Raw genomic sequence first — 18,960 nt, 5'->3', positions numbered from 1 at the left:
TCGACTGCATGAAGGTGAAGGCGCAGGTCCTGGTGGCTGCTGCCGCCGCACTGGCCGTGGGCCTGTCCGGCTGCTCGATGCTGGGCGGCGGTTCCAGCGAGGCGTCCACCCCGCTGCCGAAGGCCGCGCGGACTGCCCCGCCCGGGTCGGAGGCGCTCGCGAAGTTCTACGGGCAGTCGCTGGCGTGGAAGAAGTGCGGACCCGGACAGTGCGCCGGCCTGTCCGTCCCCCTGGACTACGCCAAGCCCGACGGCGAGGCGATCACCATCCGGGTGCTGCGGATGCGCGCCACCAAGAAGGGGCAGCGGCTCGGGTCCCTGGTGGTCAACCCGGGCGGCCCCGGAGCGTCTGGCATCGACTACGCGGCAGCGGCGGACACCATCGTGGGCAAGCCGGTGCGCCAGCGGTTCGACGTCGTCGGCTTCGACCCCCGCGGGGTCCAGCGCTCCAGCCCGGTCGACTGCCTGAGCGACGCGGCGATGGACGACTTCCTGTCGCAGGATCCCACGCCGGACGACCCGTCCGAGGTGCAGACCTACCTCGCCTCGATGAAGGACCTCGGTGACGGCTGCCTGGCCCGGACCGGCCCGCTGCTCGGTCACATCTCCACCGTGGACACCGCCAGGGACCTGGACATCCTGAGGTCGGCGCTCGGTGACGTGAAGCTCAACTACCTCGGCAAGTCCTACGGCACGCAGCTCGGCGCGGTGTATGCAGGGCTGTTCCCGTCGCTGGTGGGCCGCTTCGTCCTCGACGGTGTCCTCCCTCCCGACCTGACGTGGGAGGAGTCGGCCGTCGGTCAGGCCGAGGGCTTCGAGCGCGCGGCGCACGCGTGGGCGAGGAACTGCGTCGCCAAGGGCAACTGCCCGCTCGGCGACAGCGAGTCCGTGGTCATGACCCGGATGGCGGACCTGCTCAAGCGGCTCGACTCGTCACCGGTGCCCATGCAGGACGGACGTGAGTCCCGGCTGACCGAGGGCTGGGCGACCCTCGGCATCGCCCAGGCGATGTACGACCCGCGGTCGTGGAAGGCCCTCACCGAGGCGCTGCGCCAGGTCGTCGCCAAGGACAACGGCACCAAGCTGATGCTGATCTCCGACCAGTACGCGCGGCGCAGGGCCAGCGGCAGGTACGTCGAGAACCTGCTCGAGGCGTTCTACTCCATCAGCTGCCTCGACAACCCCGGCAGCGCCGACCCGGCGTACTACGAGGACATCGTCGCCAAGGCGAGAGTCAAGGCCCCTGTCTTCGGCCCGGCCCTCGCCTGGGGTGCTGCCATCTGCACCCAGTGGCCGGTGAAGACGGGTCAGCTCCCACACAAGATCAGCGCCGAGGGCAGCGGACCCATCGTCGTGATCGGCACGACGCGTGACCCGGCGACGCCGTACGAGTGGGCCGTCCGCGAGCGCGACCAGCTCGCGAACGCACGGTTGCTGACCTTCGACGGCGACGGGCACACCGCCTACACGCGGTCCAACAAGTGCATCGACAACGCGGTCAACAACTACTACACGAGCGGCAAGGTCCCGGCCGACAACACCAGGTGCTGACCGCGCAACGGCCGCACCGGGCGCTCGGCCGGTAGGCGAGCACCCGGCAGACCGACGGCGGGGTCAGCGGAAGGCGTAGACCACGGTGACGGTCACGCCGACGGTCTCGCTGCCGACCTGGATCGGGACCGGCGACGCCGAGTCCTTGGCGCCTGCGGCGGCGCGCATGTCGTAGTTGACCGGGGGAGGGTCGGCCACGGTCTCGGTGATGCTGACGACGGCGCCGAGGTCGCGGCCAGAGGCCTTGGCGTACTGCTCGGCCTTGGTCTTCGCGTTCGCGACAGCCTGGTCGCGGGCGGCGGTGAGGAGCTTGCCGTTGTCGTCCAGGTCGAGGCTGATCCCGTTGACCTGCACGGCATTTCCACCGGCGTTGACCGCTGCGGTGATGGCGTTGCCCGCCTTGCCGAGGTTGCGGAGGATGGCGGTGACGCCTTCGCTGACGACGTAGCCCTTGATGACCGGGGTGCCGTTCATCGGGTAGGAGTACTCGGGCTGGACCTGCAGGTTGGACGTCTGGATGTCCTTGCCGGCGACGCCGTTCCGGGTGAGCGAGGACTGGACGCGGGCGGTGAGCGAGTTGGCGGCGTCAAGCGCCTTGCCGACGGTGGCGCCGCGGGTCTGGACGCTGAGGTCGAGGCGCAGGGTGTCGGGCTTGCCGGCGACCTGGGCAGTGCCGGTGACGGTGATGCCGGGACTGCTGACCGGGGTGCCGGCGGTGCCGGGGGTGGTCGGGCTGGGGAAGGTGACGAGGGTCGCGGCGGAGGCTTCGCGACCGGAGTGGGAGCCGACCCAGAAGGCGCCTCCCAGCAACACCGCGGCCGCGACGGCGACCGCTCCACGGGACATCGGCTGGGTGGTCATGGGGATGGGACGGTATGCCGCGTGGCCGGGTTCCACCGGCAGCGCGGCCTGCGTTTCGGCGGCGGCGTCGCGGCGCTCGGCCGGCCGCGTGGCGGGTGGTCCTTGGCGGTCGCTTCGGCGGCCTTCTGGCCGGTTCGGAAATCTGCGGGGTCATCCGTATACTCATCGTCCGTGCCTTCGGGCACCCGCCTCCTTAGCTCAGTCGGCCAGAGCGATTCACTCGTAATGAATAGGTCATCGGTTCGATTCCGATAGGAGGCTCGGACAACGCCCCCGACTCCGGTCGGGGGCGTTTCTGCTTTGTGGAGGCGGTCGGCGAGGTGGAAGCGCGGCGTTCAGCATTACGCTCACGAGGATGAGCCGGATCTTCTCCGTGAGTTTCGCGTCGGTGTATCCCCACTACGTGACGAAGGTCGAGAAGAAGGGCCGCACGAAGGCGGAGCTGGACCAGGTGATCGAGTGGCTGACCGGGTTCGACGAGTCAGCGCTGGGCGCTCATCTGGCCGCGGGCACGACCTTCGAGGACTTCTACGCCCAGGCCCGGCTGAACCCGCAGGCGTCGTCGATCACGGGTGTGGTGTGTGGGGTGCGCGTCGAACAGATCGACGACCCGTTGATGCAGAAGATCCGCTACCTCGACAAGCTGGTCGACGAGCTCGCCAAGGGCAGGTCGATGGACAAGGTCCTGCGGACCTGACGCGGCAACGTCGTGAAAGCAGTCCAGTCGTGAAAGCAGTCCACCAGGCGGTGTCGGATCAGGACAGGGCCGTTCGTGGTAGGGGTGAAGGCCACCACGAAGGGCCTCCGAACCACAGGAGATGAACCTCTGACCGTCGACGACGCCCAGCAGGTGATCGCCCGGACCCACCACGAGGAGTGGGCGCGGGTGGTCGCCTCACTGGCCCGACGCTTCGGAGACCTCGACATCGCCGAGGAGGCCGCGGCCGAGGCGTTCGCCACCGCCGTCGAGCGGTGGCCGGCACACGGCATACCTCCCAATCCCGGTGCGTGGCTGACCACCACCGCCAACCACAAGGCCATCGACCGGATCCGGCGGGAGAACAAGCGCGACGGCAAGCAGAAGGAGGCCCACCTGGTGTTCGACGACGACCCGCCCGAGCCTCTCGGCGCCATCGACGACGATCGGCTGCGGCTGCTCTTCACGTGCTGTCACCCCGCGCTCGCGATGGAGGCCCGGGTGGCGCTGACCCTGCGCCTGGTCGGCGGTCTGACGGTGCCGGAGATCGCCCGTGCCTTCCTCGTGCAGGAGACCACCATGGGGCAGCGGATCACCCGCGCCAAGGCCAAGGTCAAGGCGGCCCACGTCCCCTATCGGGTGCCGTCCGCCGAGGATCTCCCGACTCGCGTCTCCGGCGTGCTGGCCGTCCTGTTCCTCGTCTTCAACGAGGGCTACCTCGCGACCGGGCCGGACGCCGGTCCCGTTCGTCACGACCTGACCGCAGAGGCGATCCGCCTCGCCCGGCTGATCCGTGGCCTCCTGCCGGAGGACGGTGAGGTGGCCGGCCTGTTGGCGCTGATGCTCCTCACCGAGGCCCGTCGCACGGCCCGGGTCTCGCCGAGCGGCGAGCTGGTCACCCTCGACGAGCAGGACCGTGGGCGCTGGGACGCCGCGCTGGTCGCCGAGGGCCATCAGCTGGTGCGCGAGCGGTTGGCCAGCGGCGTGGCTCCCGGGCGGTACCAGCTCCTCGCGGCGATCAATGCCGTGCACACCTCCGCCCGCGACGTGCGCGACACCGACTGGTCGCAGGTCGTCGCGCTCTACGACCAGCTCGTGCGCCTCGATCCCTCGCCGGTCGTCGCCCTCAACCGCGCCGTCGCCGTCGCCGAGCTCGACGGCCCGGAGGTGGCTCTGGCGGCCGTCGACCGTCTCGACGACACGCTGGCCGGCTACCACGCCTACCACGCGACGCGCGCCGACCTGTTGCGTCGGATGGGCCGCAGCCTGGAGTCACGTGCGGCCTACGACAGCGCCATCGAACTGGCGGGCAACACCGCCGAGACCGCCTACCTCACGCGCCGCCGTGACCAGCTGGCCTAGCTCTGCCGGCTCACCGAGGCCTGCCTCGGGCTGTTCGCGAGGTATGCCGTGTGGGACGGCACCGATCCCGAGCCCGAGAAGGAGCGGGCCAGGAACCGTTCAGGCCGTGTCCTGGGCATCCTCGTCTGCGGCGCTCTCGAGGCTGAGCAGGATGTCGAGCAGGCAGCGAACGGGCTCCTCGCGGGCGAACGCTGGATCGGCCAGTCCGGCGATGATGTACTCGGCCACTCGCACCAGCTTGGTGTTGTGCTGGTTGGAGTAGGTGCGCAGCATCTCGAAGGCGGCGTCCTCACCGATGCCGAAGCTGAGCATGAGGGCACCCTTGGCCTGTTCGATCGCGGCCCGGTGCTCGGTCGAGGCCAGCACCGCTTCCGCGGCTCCGTCGCGGATCGTCTGGGTGATGTCGACGATGAAGCCCGAGAGTCGTTTGACCTCACCGCCGGCATCTTCGCTCTGGCCCACGAGGACCAGGCGTCGCGTGCGCCCGTCGGGGGCGTTGAGACGGTACTCCAGGGAGAAGGGGCGGGCCCGGGTCAGGACTTCCTGGAACCGTTCCAGGACGACAACGCGGTCGTGCTCGACGACGCGTTCGAGCATCAGGTCGGTGGTCGGGTCCTGTCCGTCGGGGATGCCGTACAGCTCCCGGAGATCGGCTGAGCAGATCCACCGGTCCGCGATGGCGTCGTACTCGAAGAACAGGGCAGGTTCGTCCGTCAGGGACGCGAGAAATGACATCAGACCCTCCATCGCCAGAGACCGCCGCGGGACAGCAACCACAAGTTTCAGAGAGGCCACTTCTTGACCTTCGCCCAAATGATACGAACCGCGGCGGGCCCGTCAAGCCCGTCTCGGCAGAAGTCCGACGAGGACCCGCTCACGAGTGCCTATCACCGCCATAGCTCGAAGTGATGACGCTCGAAAGGCGTACGCCATACGCCTGTGAATGACGTACGACCGCCGCCGCAGTCGGCCCTAGTGTCGATAGATGGTGGACCGCCCCGACGACTCGGAGATGACGGACGCGGTGCTGCGTTCGGAGATCGAGTTGTTGGCTGACCTGATCGCGGCAGTGTCCGACGTCCCCGGCCCGCTGACCGAGGACCAGGTCGATGCCGTCCTGGGTCTGTCCCCTCTCGTTCCACGCGACGATGGGGACACCGGCGGTGCCCCACCCGCCCACATGGCGTCGTGATGGGGAGGGACACGCCTAGGCTGACGACGTGCCCCCCTTTGACCGCGTCGTCCTGATCTTCAACCCCAACAGCACCGGTGATGCCAAGGAGCTGGCCGAGGGTCTGCGAGACGACCTCGCCGAGCGCGCCCCGACGCTGGCCGTCGAACTGCTCCCCACCGAGCACGCGGGCCACGCAGTCGAGCTGTCCMGCGAGGCAGCACGGGTGGGAGCGCCGCTGGTCGTGTCCGTGAGCGGGGACGGCGGTTACAACGAGGTCGTCAACGGCGTCATGCAAGCAGACAACGACCGTGCATTCACCGCGGTGCTGGCGGCGGGGAACGCCAACGACCATCGGCGCACGACCAAGGAACGCCCGATCGCCGAGGCGATCGCCGAGGAATCCGTGAGCCGGATCGACCTCCTCCGGTTCACCGCGGGAGGGGCGGCCGATGAGGTGGTGCGGTACGCCCATTCGTACATCGGCCTGGGACTGACGCCCGTGGTTGCGGTCGACCTCGAAAAGGGAGGCAAGGGCTCGTTGCGGGAGATGGTCACCGTCGTGCGTTCCTTCGCCAAGTTCCGCCCCTTCGAGATCGAGGTCGAGGACGGTACGCGGCAGCGTTTCGACAGCCTCGTCTTCGCCAACATCGCGCAGATGGCGAAGGTTGCCACCCTGGCTGAGGACCAGGGGAAGCCCGACGACGGCCTGTTCGAGGTCATCACGCTGCGTCACACGGCGAAGTGGCGCATCCTGGCCACGGCGATCAAGGCGAGCACCACCGGTCTGGGCAAGCAGCCGAGCGTTCGCAGCTACTCCTTCACCACCGTGACGCCGCTACCCCTGCAGATCGACGGCGAGGTCATCGACCTGCCGGCGGGGGCGACGGTGCGCGTGGACATCGCCCCCGAGGCTCTGCAGACCGTCCTGTGAGCGATGACCAGACCCCAGGGGCCATCCCCGTCGTGGTCTTCGTCCCCGGACTGGGTCTGGACAGCAGGTCGTGGCAGCGGGTCCGCGACGAGCTAAGCGGGCCCAGCGTCGTCGTCCTCCTGCCGTCCATGGGGGAACCCGCGCCGCGCGGCACGGCACTGTCCGTCGAACGTCAGGCCGAACGCCTGCTGCAGAGACTGCCGAGAGGTGCATCGGCCATCCTGGTCGGTCACTCGGCCAGCTGCCCCGTCGTGGTCGAAGCGGCCCGCCACACCGACGACGTGGTGGGACTCGTCCTCGTGGGCCCGGTGACCGATCCCGGGGCCCGTACMTGGCCGCGGATGCTGGCCCAGTGGGCTCGCACCGCCGCTCACGAACGGCCAGGTGAAGCCTCTGTGCTCGCCCCGCAGTACCTGCATACCGGGATCCTGAGCATGCTTCGGGGGATGGATTCGGTCCGTCGCTTTCGCACGGACCTTGCCCTGAGCGGACTGGTTCTGCCTGCGGAGATCGTGCGCGGTGACAAGGACCGAATCGCCTCGCGCGAGTGGTCATCCATCCTGCGACGGGCGTCCAACGGTCGTCTGACCACGATTCACGGCGCCGCCCACATGGTCCCCCTCACCCATCCCTCCGCCGTGGTGGCTGCCGTCGACAGAGTGCGCCTGGCCACCGAGCAGCCGTCCGCCCGCGTTCTCTAGGCGTCACAGGCGTCCCCCGCCGAGCCGGGTTTGCCCGAGCCCTCGGGTGGGTAGGTGCTCGGCAGACAGCCGTGGCCCAACGTCCCGTCGCGAGCTGGTTCGACGCACCGCGAGAGGGAGTCATGCCGAAGAAGAACACGACGAAGAGTGGTTCGAACCGGGCCGGCGCGGGGAAGGGCAAGCCCTCTCCAGCGACGCAGCCCGCCACGCAGCCGGCCACGAGCGTCGGCTCCGGCGGCGAGGTGCACCAGCCGGTGCAGGGTGGTCAGGTTCTCACCACGGCCCAAGGTGCTCCACTGTCCGACGACCAGAACAGCCTTCGTGCCGGCCAGCGCGGACCCACCCTGTTGGAAGACTTCGCCATGCGGGAGAAGATCTTCCACTTCGACCACGAGCGCATCCCCGAGCGTGTCGTGCACGCCCGCGGCTATGGCGCCCACGGCACCTTCGAGACCACCGCAGACCTGTCAGAGGTCACCCGGGCCGCCATCTTCTCCACCGTCGGCAGAAAGACCGAGGCCTTCGTCCGCTTCTCGACCGTGGCCGGCGCCAAGGGGTCCTTCGACCTCGCGCGCGACGTGCGGGGCTTCGCGGTGAAGCTCTACACGACCGAGGGCAACTGGGACATCGTCGGCAACAACATCCCGGTGTTCTTCATCCAGGACGCCATCAAGTTCCCCGACCTGGTCCATGCCGTCAAGGAGTCCCCGGACCGGGCTTTCCCCCAGGCTCAGTCTGCCCATGACAGCTTCTGGGACTTCGTGTCCTTCACCCCAGAAGCGATCCACATGACCCTGTGGCAGATGTCGGACCGGGCGATCCCGCGGTCGTTCCGCTTCATGGAGGGCTTCGGGGTCCACACGTTCCGTTTCGTGAACGCCGACGGGGTGTCGAGCTTCGTGAAGTTCCACTGGCGACCACTCCAGGGCCTGCAGTCGGTTGTGTGGAACGAAGCTGTCAAGATCAACGGTGCCGACCCTGACTTCCACCGGCGGGACCTGTGGAACGCCATCACCAGCGGTGACCTGCCGCAGTGGGACCTCGCGGTCCAGGTGTTCGACGAGTCGTTTGCCGAGGAGTTCGACTTCGACGTGCTGGACGCGACCAAGTTGATCCCGGAGGAGCTGGTACCGCTGCAGGTCGTCGGACGGCTCACCCTGGACCGGGTCGTCGACAACGACTTCGCCGAGACCGAGCAGGTGGCCTTCCACACGGGGAACGTCCCGCCGGGCATCGACTTCTCCAACGACCCGCTGCTGCAAGGGCGCAACTTCTCCTACCTCGACACCCAGCTCTCGCGCTTGGGGACCCCCAACTTCACCCAGCTGCCGGTCAACGCACCCCGCTGTCCGGTGGCGCACTTCCAGCGCGACGGGAAGATGCAGTACGAGGTGCCGCCGGGCCGAGTCAACTACGAGCCCAACGGTTTCGGCGCCGCCGAGCGCGGACCGCGGGCAGACGCGGCAGCGGGTTTCCAGAGCTACCAGGAGCCGCTCGAGGGCACCAAGGTGCGGGTGCGCTCGGCCACCTTCGCCGACCACTACAGCCAGGCCCGCCAGTTCTTCATCAGCCAGACGTCGGTCGAGCAGGACCACATCGTGAAGGCCTACACCTTCGAGCTCAGCAAGTGCGAGATCCCGCAGGTGCGAACGCGCATGCTGGCTCACCTGCTCAACGTGCACGACGACCTGGCGACTGGCGTCGCTGACGGACTTGGTATGCCGTTGCCGGAGCCTGCGATCGCGGCCATGCCGACGCGCACCGACCTGCCGCCTTCGGACGCGCTCAGCATCCTCAAGAAGGGTCCGGGCAGCTTCGCGGGTCGAAAGCTGGGCGTGCTCGTCACCCACGGCACCGATGCCGACGTGCTCACGGCGCTCGCTGACGCGCTCGGCGCGGCCGGCGCCGTCCTGGAGACGATCGCCCCCGTCGTGGGTGGAGTGACGCTGAGCGATGGCTCGGTGCTGCTGGCCGACCAGATGATCGACGGTGGCCCCTCCGTGCTCTACGACGCGGTGGTCCTGCTGCCGGGCGCCAGGGCTGTCGCGGCCCTGGCCGCCCGCAGCACCGCGAAGGACTTCGTCTCGGACGCGTTCGCCCACCACAAGTTCATCGGGTACAACGCCGCCTCACGCCCACTCCTGGAGGCGGCAGGGGTGGGCGACCTGCTCGATTCCGGCTGCGTCAAGGTCACCAGGTCGACTGCGACCACGTTCGTGAACAAGTGCGGTGCCCTTCGCTACTGGGAGCGCGACGTCCAGCCCTGAGGGGCCTGGTTCAGCGCCCGCTGACGCGCTCGCGGTGTCTGCCCTCGGCGAGGTACGCCAACCGCCGCAGTGCCTCCACGTTGCGAGGGCCGATCGCGAACTGGCGCAACGGCGGGGGCAGCAGGGTGCCGGGGCCTGACACGGCATCCTCGGCCATGGCCACTGTGCACGAGTCGTCGCTGCCCGGGATGACCGTGAGGACGACCTTCGCCTCGCCCAGCGGCCAACCACGGGCCTTGAGGACCAGCTCGGTGGGCTCGCTGGAGCTCAGGACGTGCGTCGTGTCACTGATGACGGTGGGCCATACCCCGAAGGAGTGGTGGATGCGCGCGCCCTCGGCCGGCCATTCGCCGTCGACGCCTCTGACTCGTGACGCGCCGACGACCCAGGTGGCGTAGAACCAGCCGTCTGCGAGGACGTCCCAGACGGCTTGCGCAGGAGCATCGATGTCTCGGGTGACGGTGATGACGCCAGTGGTCGGGTGCTCCATGGTCAGCTCATCTTCCGGTCGGGCGGGTGGACGCTGCAACAACAACGGTAGTGCCGTCGGCGACTTCACGACGGGGTGCGAGACGGGACGGTGCCCATGAGGGCTGGGAGCCGGAGGCGGGGAGCATCGAGCCGACCAGCCACCCGGCGCCAAGGGCGATCAGCCCCTATCTGCCGGGTGACGCCTTCGTGGGTCCGACATGACGCGGGCCCCACAGGATGGCGGGATTCTCCACGGCGGGATCGCGGCGCTCATGCGGCCGGCGAACCCGAGATCTCGCGTCATGTGGCTGCCGACCCGCGTCTTCATCTGTGTGGCAGGGAAACCGGTTGGACCCACAGGTCCACGCCTCGCCAACGGAGAACAGGCCCCTACGGAGCCCCCAGCGGGCTCCACCGAAGGAGCAAGTCATGTTGAAGACCAAACTTGTCGGTACCGGCACCGCGATCCTCTTGGCCGGCGCAGTCGGACTCGTTCCCGGCGCCGCGTCCGCCAGTGCCGCGCCCCTGGCGAAGGCCGTGGCTCCGGCTGCACAGCCCGCAGCCACCACCCTGCCTGTGACTGGAACCCTGCCCAACGGCACGGCGTTCACAGGCGCCTTGAGCAACCTGACGACATCGGTCGTCAACGGTGTGGTGCAGCTCTCCGGGACCATCACGGGCACCGGTCTTCCGGCCGGCGGTACGACCTTCACGGCGCCCCTGCAGGACGTGGCCGTGACGCAGGGTTGCAGCATCCTGAACCTGGACCTCGGCCCGCTCAACCTCGACCTGCTGGGCCTGGTGATCGACCTCGCACCGGTCTCCCTGGACATCACCGCGGTCCCGGGTGCAGGCAACCTGCTGGGCAACCTGTTGTGTGTCGTGGCCGGCCTGCTTGACGGCCCTGGTGGCGCCCTCGGTGGTATCGCCGCGCTGCTCAACCGCCTGCTGACCGGTCTCGGCCTCTGAGCCGCGTCAGCACCTGACCTGGCAGTGGCGTCCCTGCGTCACCCCTCACTGCAGGGGCGCCACTGCCACCCCGGCCGAACCGGCCAGCATCCCCTCGTCCGAGCCAGTTGGAGACCCGTCATGACCGTGATCGCCTTCAGACCCCGACCCACGCGTGGTGGGCTGCGTCCGCCGGGCAGTGACGGCATCGCGATCACGGGGACGTTCCGATCTCCCCGTGGGCGCTCTGGGACCATGACCGGCTCCCTTCGGCTCCAGCGGCTGGTGATCGTGCCGCGTGGTGCCTTCGTCACCGGGGTCTTCACCGGCGAGCTGTACGAGCCGGACGGGACGCTGGTCGGCGTGGACAGCCGTCGTGCAAGCGCCCCGGCAGACCTGGTGCCCTGCGACAGCGGCCTGCGGCCCGTGGTCCGACCGTTGCAGCTGGACCTGATGGGGATCGCCATCGACGTCCACAGCTTCGTGATCGAACCCTGGCTTGCCTTTCCGCACGGGGAGAGCCGCACCGGGCGGAGGACACGCAGAGCTCGCTCCGGTCGGGCTCGCGTCGAACCGGTGTGAAGGCCGTCGCTCTGGCTGCGCCGGTCCTGGTGCTCGGGCTCCTTCACGTCCTCCAGAAGCTGGAGACGTGGACGGTGCAGGAGAGTCCTCCGGACGTCGCGAGTCCTCAGGCACCAGGAGCATCGAGCAATGGGTGAGCCGCCTCCGCCACCCACTGGTGGGACTGTCCCCGCCCCCCTGCCACGAGACCCTCCTCCTCCCCCTGGATACGACGACCCGTTGGTGGGCAGCCCCGCTCTCGACAACCTCGTCGCGCCCGACCTGCTGGAGGCCGATGACGAGACCCCGACCGAGGCGAACGAGCAGGGCGCGCACACCGCGTGATGGCGGGGGCAGGGTCAGCCGCACGGCGCCGGGATGCGAGGTTCCTCTTCCGGCGCCGTGCGGTGTCGATTCGGCGCCCGTCGGGCTGCACGAGGGCCTCGACGGTCCAGCTGTTGTGGCGAGGGGGCAAAGCTGCAGGTCAGAGAGGTGGAACTGCTCGTCAAGGCGTAGGGTCGCTCCCGTGAGCACGGCCCGGGCGACCGACGAGCCGCAGGAGTCTGGAGGGGCGGCAGACGTTGCCGCCCTGATCCCCATGCTGCGGCGGATCGTTGCGGCCCGAGTGGGCCAGCACCCCGCGGCGGAGGACCTGGTCCAGGAGACCCTGCTCCGGGTGCTGGCAGCGGAGGACCGGATCGAGCCGGGGATGATCGAGCCGTATGCGATCGCCACCGTCCGCAACGTCGTGGCGACCATGTGGCGCAACGACGACCGAGATGCCCGAAACAGGCATCGCATCCACGACCCCAGCGAGCCGGAGGAAGCCGAAGAGGTCGTCGTCGCGTCCGAGGAGCAGTCCGCGATCACCGAGGCGCTCCGTCGGCTGACCGATCGGGAACGCGAGGTCCTGCTGGCTCACGAGGTGAGCGGTCGACCGACCCAGTCGCTCGCGGACGAGACGGGCAGCACCGCTGGCGCTGTTGCCGCGCAGCTGAAGCGCACCCGGGCCCGGTTGCGGGTCGAGTACCTCCTGGCGCTGGAGCGGGCTGAACCTCCCACGGACCGCTGCCGACCGGTGCTGTTGRCCCTCTCGAGTGCGGACCGACGACGGCAGCGGGAGGTCGACGCGGCTCGCCACCTGCTCGAGTGCGAGCTCTGCGCCCGGCTGAGCCAGCCTCTGCTCGGGAGGGGGCCGGTGCGGGACGACGAGGTCCACGTGTCGATCAGTGCGGACCCGGACATCGTCACGGTTCGCCAGGCTGCTCGGGAGCTGGCGGTCCGAGCAGGCTTCATCGGGACAGACCTGACGCTGCTCGCCACGGCCGTCTCCGAGGTGGCGCGCAACATCGTCCGCTTCGCCTCGCACGGGGAGGTGACGATCGAGCTGCTCGAACGTCCGCGCCCCGGCATCCGGATCGTCGCCCGGGACACCGGACCCGGCATACCGGATGTCGACCTGGCCATGGAGGACGGCTACAGCACCTACAGCGGACTCGGCCTCGGACTCCCCGGAGCCAGACGCCTGATGGACGAGTTCAACATCGTCTCGGAGGCAGACCACGGCACCACCGTCAGCATGACCAAGTGGTTCGACAAGAAGGGATGAGCATGAACGCCCAGAACACGGAGGACCCCGCCGAGCACGATGCGTCCCTGTCCGGCAACCAGCTGCTTCCCCAGCTGGTGGCCCACCTCAGGGAGCATCGCGCCAAGCTGCGCAACGAGTGGGCGTCCCGCATTCGCGATGCGCACCTGCTCGAGGCCATGACTCCTCAGGAGATGATCGCCGAGACCACGTCGGTGTACGACAACTACGTCGAGGTTCTCGAGACAGGCAGTGTGGAGGCGTTGCAGCACTATGCCCGCGACCTCTCGGAGCGGATCATCCCGCGAGGGGTCGAGACCCATGAGGTGGTCGGCATCGTGCTGCTCCTGAGAGACGTCCTGGCGCGCTCCCTATTCGAGAAGTACCAGCGAGACTTCGCCCTGCTCAACCAGATCCTCGACGCCTATGAGCCGGCCGCCAACCGCATCGCCAACACCGTGGCCGTCAGCTTCGTGGACGAGCGCGAGCGGGTCATCCGCCAGCAGCAGGACGCCATCAGGGAACTGTCCACGCCCGTGCTGCCCGTCCGGGAGAGGCTGCTCATCCTGCCGATCATCGGCGTGCTCGACAGCGAGAGGGCCAGACAGCTCACCGAGCAGCTGCTGAGCGGCATCCGCACCCACCGCGCGAAGGTGGTGGTCATCGACATCACCGGCGCACCAGACGTCGACGAGACCGTCGCCAACCACCTGGTGCAGACGGTCGACGCCTCGCGACTGATGGGGGCCAGCGTCATCATCACGGGACTGTCGCCCACGATTGCGCAGACCCTCGTCACCATCGGCGTCGACCTGAGCAAGATGAACACCATCGGCGACCTCCAGGGCGGCCTGGAGGAGGCCGAGCGGCTGCTCGGTTACGCGGTGACACGCAAGGCGGTGACGGACGGCTCGTGAACTCAGGACCGGCCCTCGTCTCCATCCTGCGTCAGGGTGACACCCTCGTCGCGTCGGTCCACACTGCCCTTGACGACTCCGAGATGGTCCGGTTCCAGCACGACCTCGTCCGCCAGATCGGTGAGCACAGGGCGCGCGGCGTCATCATCGACGTCGCTGCCCTGGACGTGATCGACAGCTTCGGGTCGCGCACCCTGCAGTCGATCGCCGACATCGCCCGGCTTCGCGGAGCGGTCACCGTCATCGTGGGCATCCAGCCCGAGGTGGCGTATGCCATGGTGCGGCTCGGCATGGGGATGGGCGAGGTCCCGACGGCGCTGGATCTCGAGGAGGGCCTCGAGTACCTCTCCAGGGTCCGGGGCCAGGTGCACAGGCATGAGTGACGTCGGCGACCTGACCCTTGACTACCGGGCTGCCTTGCAGCGCTACCTGCCTCAGCACAGCGAGGCGGCTCTGACCCTGGGCTACCAGCTGGGCCGCCAGGCCATCGTTCAGGGCGTGAGTCTTCTCGACCTGGTGCACGTCCACCACCTCGTTCTCGCCGAGGTGCTCGAAGACACGCGGGAAGAGGACGTGCGCGGCGTCACGTCTGCCGCCTCCGAGTTCCTGCTGGAGGTGCTGTCGACGTTCGACATGGCACATCGGAGCCTGAGCTCGCCGCCACCCGGAACTGGACCGCCTCCGGGCCCCACCACATGATGGCGACGCCTCCCGGCGTCGGCACCGAGCCCGCCAGTCCACCAGTCGCACTCGGAGTGGTTAGCATCCGATTCGTGCCCACGCCCCTCAGTCGCCGCATCCGCTGCGGAACCGTCCTGGCCGTCACCGCGCTGGTCAGCGTGTCGGGCTGCGCAGGCCAGGGCAACGTCGAGGCCGCCACCGTGGAAGCGACGGCGAGCACGTTCGTCGAGTCCGTGAGCACTGCGGCCGCGAAAGCCTGCGGGCTGCTGGCCCCCGAGACGCTTCGATCCCTCGAGGAGTCTGAGGGTGGGTGCGCGGAGGCGTTGCCGTCGTCCGCCGGGGTGGAAGGCTCCGCCTCGGTGGAGTCGGTACAGGTCTATGGCAAGGACGCCATCGTGCGGTTGTCGACGGACACGATCTTCCTCGCCCGGTTCCCGCAGGGTTGGCGCGTGACCGCTGCCGGCTGCACCCGCCAGCAGGATGGTCGTCCGTATGACTGCAAGGTCAAGGGGGCCTGACGTGCGTGCCTGGTTCATCGGATACCTCCTGTTCATCGGGCTGGGGCTCGCCTTCTGCCTGGCCATGGCGGTGACGCACCGATGAGACCGTGGTTGCGTGAGAACGGCCTCACCCTGGCCTTCACGGGGCTGCTCCTGGCTGCTCTCGTCGGCCAGGCCCTCACCGGGGAGGCGTCGTACAACGAGGCCGCTATGGACGCCGGCCTGCCCACACTCACGGTGGGGCAGTACCTCACGTCGTCGCAGTTCGCCGTGGACGTCGCCGAGAACTGGCAGTCGGAGTACCTCCAGTTCCTGCTCTACATCCTCCTGACCGTGTGGCTGTTGCAGAAGGGGTCGCCGGAGTCCAAGCCGCTCGACAAGGCCGGTCGCGAGTCGGACAAGGAGCAGAAGGTCGGACGCTACGCGGACGTGGGCTCGCCAAGGTGGGCCAAGGTCGGGGGCTGGCGGACCGCGCTGTACTCGCGCTCGCTGGGTCTGGCGATGGGGACGGTCTTCCTCGGGTCGTGGACAGCGCAGCTGGTTGCCGGTCGCAGCGCCTACAACGCCGAGCAGCTGCAGGACCTTCAGGATCCCTTGAGCTGGAGCGGCTACCTGCACGCTCCGGACTTCTGGAATCGCACCTTCCAGAACTGGCAGTCGGAGTTCCTCGCCGTCGGCAGCATGGTCGTGTTCAGCATCTACCTTCGGGAGCGCGGGTCGCCCGAGTCCAAGCCGGTCGGGAGCGCCCACAGCACCACGGGAATCGAGGGCTAGGTCTCCTCCGTCAGCTTCCCGCTGCGACAACCAGCGTCAGGGCACCCAGCAGGCCACTGACCGGGGCCATCACGAAGCGCTCTGAGCGGCTCTTCGACGCCAGGTTGCCCCCGGCCCCGAGGAGGAAGAACGCCGCGATCACCCAGATGGCAACGCGCAGAGCGCCTTCGGCGCCACCGGCCTGCCTGGCGCCAGCCAGTACGACCAACCCGATGACGACGTAGGCAACGATGGCGGCCACGCTGCCGACACGCAGCTGCGTGGGAAGGACCTCGTGCTGGCCACCCCAGGCGAACCGCCCGAGAGGGGCGCCACCGGCCAGCAGCGCCTGCAACACGGCGAGCGCCCCCAGGATCACGCAGACGGCTATGGCGGCAGCAGTGGTCACGACGACTGAGCCTAAGGGGTGTCCGACCGGGCGCTCTCCAGTGCGTGGTGCAGCGCGGCGAGGTCCGCGAAGGTGAGCTTGGCCCCGGCGTCGTGCAGCTCGGGCGCACTGGTCCCTCCGGTCGCGACCCCCACCCCCGCGGCCCCGACCCGTGACGCCGCCTCCATGTCCCACACGGAGTCACCGACCACCACCAGGTCCTCGGGCTCGAGGTCGGCTCGCGTCATGACCGACTCGAGCAGGTCCTGGCTCGGCTTCGAGTTCTGGACGTCGTCGCCCGTGACGATCAGGTCGAAGTCGGGCTGGTCGAGGACTTCGAGCATCGCCCACAGGTCGCGCTCCCCGCCGGACGTGGCGAGCGCCACCGTCAGCCCCGCGTCCCGACACCAGTTCAGGAGAGAGCCGGCACCGGGGAGCGGGTGCAGACGGTCGTGCCAGGTGGCGAACAGTGCGTCGTGGGCGGCCGCGATGGCGCTGTCCTGGCTCCGGTTGCGTCTCTCGCCGAGCACGTGGTCGAGCAGGTGGTCGGCACCCATCCCCACGGCGTGGTGCACCATCGCCATCGGGCGGTCATGACCGAACTGCTGCATGGCCTCCCACCAGCTGATCGTGTGAACGTAGGTCGAGTCGACCAGGGTGCCGTCGAGGTCGAAGACGATCCCGCTGGCACGGGTGAGCACGTCCGACATGCTTCCTCCTCCGGTCGACATCCCACATGCCCTTCAACGCCCCGGCGGTCTCCTCTCTGGCCGGCGCGGTCAGCCGATCCGTTCATCGCCCTCGCGGATGACCTGCAGCCACCTGCACCCGTAGCCATCGAGGTCTACCTCGATCGTTGGAGCCGAAGGCTTTCCGACCGGCTCGAGGCGGTAGTCGGCCAGCAGGTCGGTGAGGTGGACGATCGGCGGCAGGTCGTTCCCCGAGATCGTGGCGAGCGAGAGCGGGACCCGGCACGCCTCGGGGCCGAGGTTGTGGACGGCGATCGTGGCCCACGGGTCGAGCTGGGCGACGTGCGCCAGGACGGAGTCGAACGGCTGCTCGAGGGGGTGAAAACGGCCCCATCCGAGCTCGGGCGACTGGCGGTAGCGGCGGATCAGCTGGGCGATGAACGTCCAGAGCGAGGCGGGGTCGTTGCGCTGGGAGGCCACATTGACGTGGTCCGGCCCGTACGCGCCCTCCGTGAGCGGCCGCGGCAGCCGGCCCTTGGTCGCGCTGGAGAAGCCACCGTTCTGGGCCGGGCTCCACTGCATCGGCGTCCGCACGGCATACCTGCCTGGCACGTCGAGGTTTTCGCCCATGCCGATCTCCTCGCCGTAGAAGAGAACCGGGCTGCCGGGCAGCGAGAACATGAGGGAGTAGGCCAGGCGGATGCGACGGGGGTCGCCGTCCAGCATCGTCGGCAGCCGACGTCGCAGACCGCGGCCGTAGAGCTGCATGGCCGGGTCGGGGCCGAAGGCATCGAAGACTTCCTGGCGCTCCTCGTCGGTGAGCTTGTCGAGGGTGAGCTCGTCGTGGTTGCGGAGGAAGTTCACCCACTGGCTCTCCTCGTCGGCCTCCGGCCTGCCGCGCAACGCCTCGACCAACGGTCGGGCGTCGCCGCGTGCGAGTGACAGCCAGGTCGCCTGCATGGCGATGAAGTCGAACTGCATCGTGAGCTCGTCGCCGTCGGCCCCGCCGAAGAAGGCAGCCTGCTCTGCCCGTGGCACGTTGACCTCTCCGAGGAGGACGACCTCGCTGCCACGCCGGCCGCAGAACGCCTTGACGTGCCGCAGGGCGTCGTGGGGATCCCACTCGAACTTCTGGTCCTTCTTGGGCAGCGTGTCCAGGGCGAAGAGGAACGGGACAGCGTCGATGCGGAACCCCGAGACGCCGAGCTCGAGCCACAACCCCATGACCTTGACGATCTCGTCGCGGACCCTGGGGTTGGCCGTGTTGAGGTCGGGCTGGGTCTTGTAGAAGTTGTGCAGGTACCACTCGTCGGTGCGGGGGTCCTTCTCCCAGATGCTGTCCTCCTTGTCGGGGAAGACGACCATCGCCGACGTGTCCGGCGGTGCTGTCGAGCGCCACACGTAGTAGTCGCGGTAGGGGTTGTCGGTGCTCTTGCGGGCCTGGACGAACCACGGGTGGTGGTCCGAGGTGTGGTTCATGACGAAGTCGAGGATGACCCGGATGCCGCGGGACCGGGCCGTCCTCACGAGCTCGACGAAGTCACCCAGGTCGCCCAGCCGGGGGTCGACGCCGAGGAAGTCGGTGATGTCGTACCCGTCGTCCACGTCGCGCGTCGGGTAGAGCGGCATGAGCCACAGGCAGGTGACGCCGAGGTCCGCGAGGTAGTCGACGCGACGCGCCATCCCGATCAGGTCGCCCTGCCCGTCCCCGTCAGCGTCGAGGAAGGTCTGGACGTCGGCGCAGTAGAACACCGCGGTCTTCCACCACAGGTCGGCCGTCTTGGACATCTGCATAGGTCCTGACTACCACCGTTGGCCGGTGCCAGCCACCCACAACGTCGCTGGTCAGGAGGTCGCGCCGACGCCTTGACCTCGAAAGGTCGTTCGGTCGGTTTCCTGGCGATCCCGCGCCTTGTGGCGC

Annotated in this window: 21 protein-coding genes and 1 tRNA gene; 16 read left to right on the top strand and 6 right to left on the bottom strand. The window is 68.8% G+C overall.

Features of this window, described 5'->3' with window-relative positions; all coding sequences use genetic code 11:
* The first annotated feature begins 8 nt into the window (after positions 1-8).
* The gene (locus AC1DVZ_RS09295) at positions 9-1,550 is read left to right on the top strand and encodes an alpha/beta hydrolase (RefSeq protein ID WP_477617900.1); all 1,542 of its coding nucleotides are present in this window, start codon (positions 9-11) and stop codon (positions 1,548-1,550) included.
* A 63-nt stretch (positions 1,551-1,613) separates the two neighbouring features.
* On the opposite strand, the gene AC1DVZ_RS09290 is transcribed toward AC1DVZ_RS09295, so the two are convergent.
* Positions 1,614-2,411 carry an SIMPL domain-containing protein gene (locus tag AC1DVZ_RS09290; RefSeq protein WP_477617899.1) on the bottom strand — a complete coding sequence of 266 codons (798 nt, stop codon included), beginning with the start codon at positions 2,409-2,411 and terminating at the stop codon, positions 1,614-1,616.
* A 187-nt stretch (positions 2,412-2,598) separates the two neighbouring features.
* Between AC1DVZ_RS09290 and AC1DVZ_RS09285 the strand changes: the two genes are divergently transcribed.
* From AC1DVZ_RS09285 to AC1DVZ_RS09275, 3 genes are all read left to right on the top strand, one after another.
* A tRNA-Thr gene (locus AC1DVZ_RS09285) sits at positions 2,599-2,672 on the top strand.
* Positions 2,673-2,766: 94 nt separating this feature from the next.
* On the top strand, positions 2,767-3,108 hold the full coding sequence (locus tag AC1DVZ_RS09280; protein WP_477617898.1) for a DUF2200 domain-containing protein: 342 nt from the start codon (positions 2,767-2,769) through the stop codon (positions 3,106-3,108).
* 129 nt (positions 3,109-3,237) lie between these two features.
* Positions 3,238-4,470 (top strand): RNA polymerase sigma factor, encoded by a 1,233-nt coding sequence (locus AC1DVZ_RS09275; RefSeq protein ID WP_477617925.1) that lies wholly within the window; start codon positions 3,238-3,240, stop codon positions 4,468-4,470.
* Positions 4,471-4,569: 99 nt separating this feature from the next.
* Here AC1DVZ_RS09275 and AC1DVZ_RS09270 read toward each other — a convergent pair whose 3' ends face one another.
* Positions 4,570-5,205, bottom strand: coding sequence for an ANTAR domain-containing protein (locus tag AC1DVZ_RS09270; RefSeq protein WP_477617897.1), 636 nt, complete (start codon positions 5,203-5,205; stop codon positions 4,570-4,572).
* 250 nt (positions 5,206-5,455) lie between these two features.
* On the opposite strand from AC1DVZ_RS09270, the gene AC1DVZ_RS09265 reads away from it, so the two are divergent.
* The 4 genes from AC1DVZ_RS09265 to AC1DVZ_RS09250 all read left to right on the top strand — a co-directional run bounded on the left by AC1DVZ_RS09265 (position 5,456) and on the right by AC1DVZ_RS09250 (position 9,543).
* Entirely contained in the window at positions 5,456-5,662 is a 207-nt protein-coding gene (locus AC1DVZ_RS09265) for a hypothetical protein (RefSeq protein ID WP_477617896.1), read from the top strand.
* Positions 5,663-5,690: 28 nt separating this feature from the next.
* Positions 5,691-6,575, top strand: a complete 885-nt coding sequence (locus AC1DVZ_RS09260; protein WP_477617895.1) for a diacylglycerol/lipid kinase family protein — start codon at positions 5,691-5,693, stop codon at positions 6,573-6,575.
* Positions 6,572-7,276, top strand: a complete 705-nt coding sequence (locus AC1DVZ_RS09255) for an alpha/beta fold hydrolase (RefSeq protein WP_477617894.1) — start codon at positions 6,572-6,574, stop codon at positions 7,274-7,276. The genes AC1DVZ_RS09260 and AC1DVZ_RS09255 overlap by 4 nt, the downstream gene beginning before the upstream one ends.
* A 122-nt stretch (positions 7,277-7,398) precedes the next feature.
* Positions 7,399-9,543, top strand: a complete 2,145-nt coding sequence (locus AC1DVZ_RS09250) for a catalase (protein ID WP_477617893.1) — start codon at positions 7,399-7,401, stop codon at positions 9,541-9,543.
* 10 nt (positions 9,544-9,553) lie between these two features.
* On the opposite strand, the gene AC1DVZ_RS09245 is transcribed toward AC1DVZ_RS09250, so the two are convergent.
* Positions 9,554-10,033 carry an SRPBCC family protein gene (locus AC1DVZ_RS09245; protein WP_477617892.1) on the bottom strand — a complete coding sequence of 160 codons (480 nt, stop codon included), beginning with the start codon at positions 10,031-10,033 and terminating at the stop codon, positions 9,554-9,556.
* Between the two features lie 410 nt (positions 10,034-10,443).
* On the opposite strand from AC1DVZ_RS09245, the gene AC1DVZ_RS09240 reads away from it, so the two are divergent.
* From AC1DVZ_RS09240 to AC1DVZ_RS09205, 8 genes are all read left to right on the top strand, one after another.
* Entirely contained in the window at positions 10,444-10,983 is a 540-nt protein-coding gene (locus AC1DVZ_RS09240; RefSeq protein ID WP_477617891.1) for an ABC transporter substrate-binding protein, read from the top strand.
* Between the two features lie 234 nt (positions 10,984-11,217).
* Entirely contained in the window at positions 11,218-11,544 is a 327-nt protein-coding gene (locus AC1DVZ_RS09235; protein ID WP_477617890.1) for a hypothetical protein, read from the top strand.
* Positions 11,545-12,049: 505 nt separating this feature from the next.
* Entirely contained in the window at positions 12,050-13,132 is a 1,083-nt protein-coding gene (locus AC1DVZ_RS09230; protein ID WP_477617889.1) for a sigma-70 family RNA polymerase sigma factor, read from the top strand.
* Between the two features lie 2 nt (positions 13,133-13,134).
* On the top strand, positions 13,135-14,028 hold the full coding sequence (locus AC1DVZ_RS09225) for an STAS domain-containing protein (RefSeq protein WP_477617888.1): 894 nt from the start codon (positions 13,135-13,137) through the stop codon (positions 14,026-14,028).
* Positions 14,025-14,411, top strand: a complete 387-nt coding sequence (locus tag AC1DVZ_RS09220) for an STAS domain-containing protein (protein WP_477617887.1) — start codon at positions 14,025-14,027, stop codon at positions 14,409-14,411. The genes AC1DVZ_RS09225 and AC1DVZ_RS09220 overlap by 4 nt, the downstream gene beginning before the upstream one ends.
* Complete coding sequence (locus tag AC1DVZ_RS09215) at positions 14,404-14,727, top strand: phosphatase RsbU N-terminal domain-containing protein (protein WP_477617886.1); 324 nt, start codon at positions 14,404-14,406, stop codon at positions 14,725-14,727. Before AC1DVZ_RS09220 ends, AC1DVZ_RS09215 begins: the two co-directional genes overlap by 8 nt.
* A 74-nt stretch (positions 14,728-14,801) precedes the next feature.
* Positions 14,802-15,227 (top strand): hypothetical protein, encoded by a 426-nt coding sequence (locus AC1DVZ_RS09210; RefSeq protein ID WP_477617885.1) that lies wholly within the window; start codon positions 14,802-14,804, stop codon positions 15,225-15,227.
* Positions 15,228-15,308: 81 nt separating this feature from the next.
* Positions 15,309-15,983, top strand: a complete 675-nt coding sequence (locus AC1DVZ_RS09205; RefSeq protein WP_477617884.1) for a DUF6766 family protein — start codon at positions 15,309-15,311, stop codon at positions 15,981-15,983.
* 10 nt (positions 15,984-15,993) lie between these two features.
* On the opposite strand, the gene AC1DVZ_RS09200 is transcribed toward AC1DVZ_RS09205, so the two are convergent.
* From AC1DVZ_RS09200 to AC1DVZ_RS09190, 3 genes are all read right to left on the bottom strand, one after another.
* Positions 15,994-16,371, bottom strand: a complete 378-nt coding sequence (locus AC1DVZ_RS09200; protein WP_477617883.1) for a hypothetical protein — start codon at positions 16,369-16,371, stop codon at positions 15,994-15,996.
* 11 nt (positions 16,372-16,382) lie between these two features.
* Positions 16,383-17,060 (bottom strand): HAD family hydrolase, encoded by a 678-nt coding sequence (locus AC1DVZ_RS09195; protein ID WP_477617882.1) that lies wholly within the window; start codon positions 17,058-17,060, stop codon positions 16,383-16,385.
* Positions 17,061-17,129: 69 nt separating this feature from the next.
* Positions 17,130-18,833: an alpha-amylase family protein gene (locus AC1DVZ_RS09190; protein WP_477617881.1), complete on the bottom strand. Its 1,704-nt coding sequence runs from the start codon at positions 18,831-18,833 to the stop codon at positions 17,130-17,132.
* Between the last annotated feature and the right edge of the window lie 127 nt (positions 18,834-18,960).

Source organism: Pedococcus sp. P2_E5 (genome assembly GCF_056403895.1).
The sequence above is the reverse complement of the archived record's forward strand: the minus strand, read 5'-3'. Positions and strand labels throughout refer to the sequence as shown.

Excerpts from the sequence above, each read along its gene's own strand:
- AC1DVZ_RS09245 (WP_477617892.1), bottom strand. The coding sequence starts at position 10,033 with ATGGAGCACCCGACCACTGGCGTCATCACCGTCACCCGAGACATCGAT.
- AC1DVZ_RS09240 (WP_477617891.1), top strand. The coding sequence starts at position 10,444 with ATGTTGAAGACCAAACTTGTCGGTACCGGCACCGCGATCCTCTTGGCC.
- AC1DVZ_RS09295 (WP_477617900.1), top strand. The coding sequence starts at position 9 with ATGAAGGTGAAGGCGCAGGTCCTGGTGGCTGCTGCCGCCGCACTGGCC.
- AC1DVZ_RS09225 (WP_477617888.1), top strand. The coding sequence starts at position 13,135 with ATGAACGCCCAGAACACGGAGGACCCCGCCGAGCACGATGCGTCCCTG.
- AC1DVZ_RS09265 (WP_477617896.1), top strand. The coding sequence starts at position 5,456 with ATGGTGGACCGCCCCGACGACTCGGAGATGACGGACGCGGTGCTGCGT.
- AC1DVZ_RS09195 (WP_477617882.1), bottom strand. The coding sequence starts at position 17,060 with ATGTCGGACGTGCTCACCCGTGCCAGCGGGATCGTCTTCGACCTCGAC.
- AC1DVZ_RS09250 (WP_477617893.1), top strand. The coding sequence starts at position 7,399 with ATGCCGAAGAAGAACACGACGAAGAGTGGTTCGAACCGGGCCGGCGCG.
- AC1DVZ_RS09280 (WP_477617898.1), top strand. The coding sequence starts at position 2,767 with ATGAGCCGGATCTTCTCCGTGAGTTTCGCGTCGGTGTATCCCCACTAC.
- AC1DVZ_RS09205 (WP_477617884.1), top strand. The coding sequence starts at position 15,309 with ATGAGACCGTGGTTGCGTGAGAACGGCCTCACCCTGGCCTTCACGGGG.
- AC1DVZ_RS09190 (WP_477617881.1), bottom strand. The coding sequence starts at position 18,833 with ATGCAGATGTCCAAGACGGCCGACCTGTGGTGGAAGACCGCGGTGTTC.
- AC1DVZ_RS09235 (WP_477617890.1), top strand. The coding sequence starts at position 11,218 with ATGACCGGCTCCCTTCGGCTCCAGCGGCTGGTGATCGTGCCGCGTGGT.
- AC1DVZ_RS09290 (WP_477617899.1), bottom strand. The coding sequence starts at position 2,411 with ATGACCACCCAGCCGATGTCCCGTGGAGCGGTCGCCGTCGCGGCCGCG.
- AC1DVZ_RS09215 (WP_477617886.1), top strand. The coding sequence starts at position 14,404 with ATGAGTGACGTCGGCGACCTGACCCTTGACTACCGGGCTGCCTTGCAG.
- AC1DVZ_RS09270 (WP_477617897.1), bottom strand. The coding sequence starts at position 5,205 with ATGTCATTTCTCGCGTCCCTGACGGACGAACCTGCCCTGTTCTTCGAG.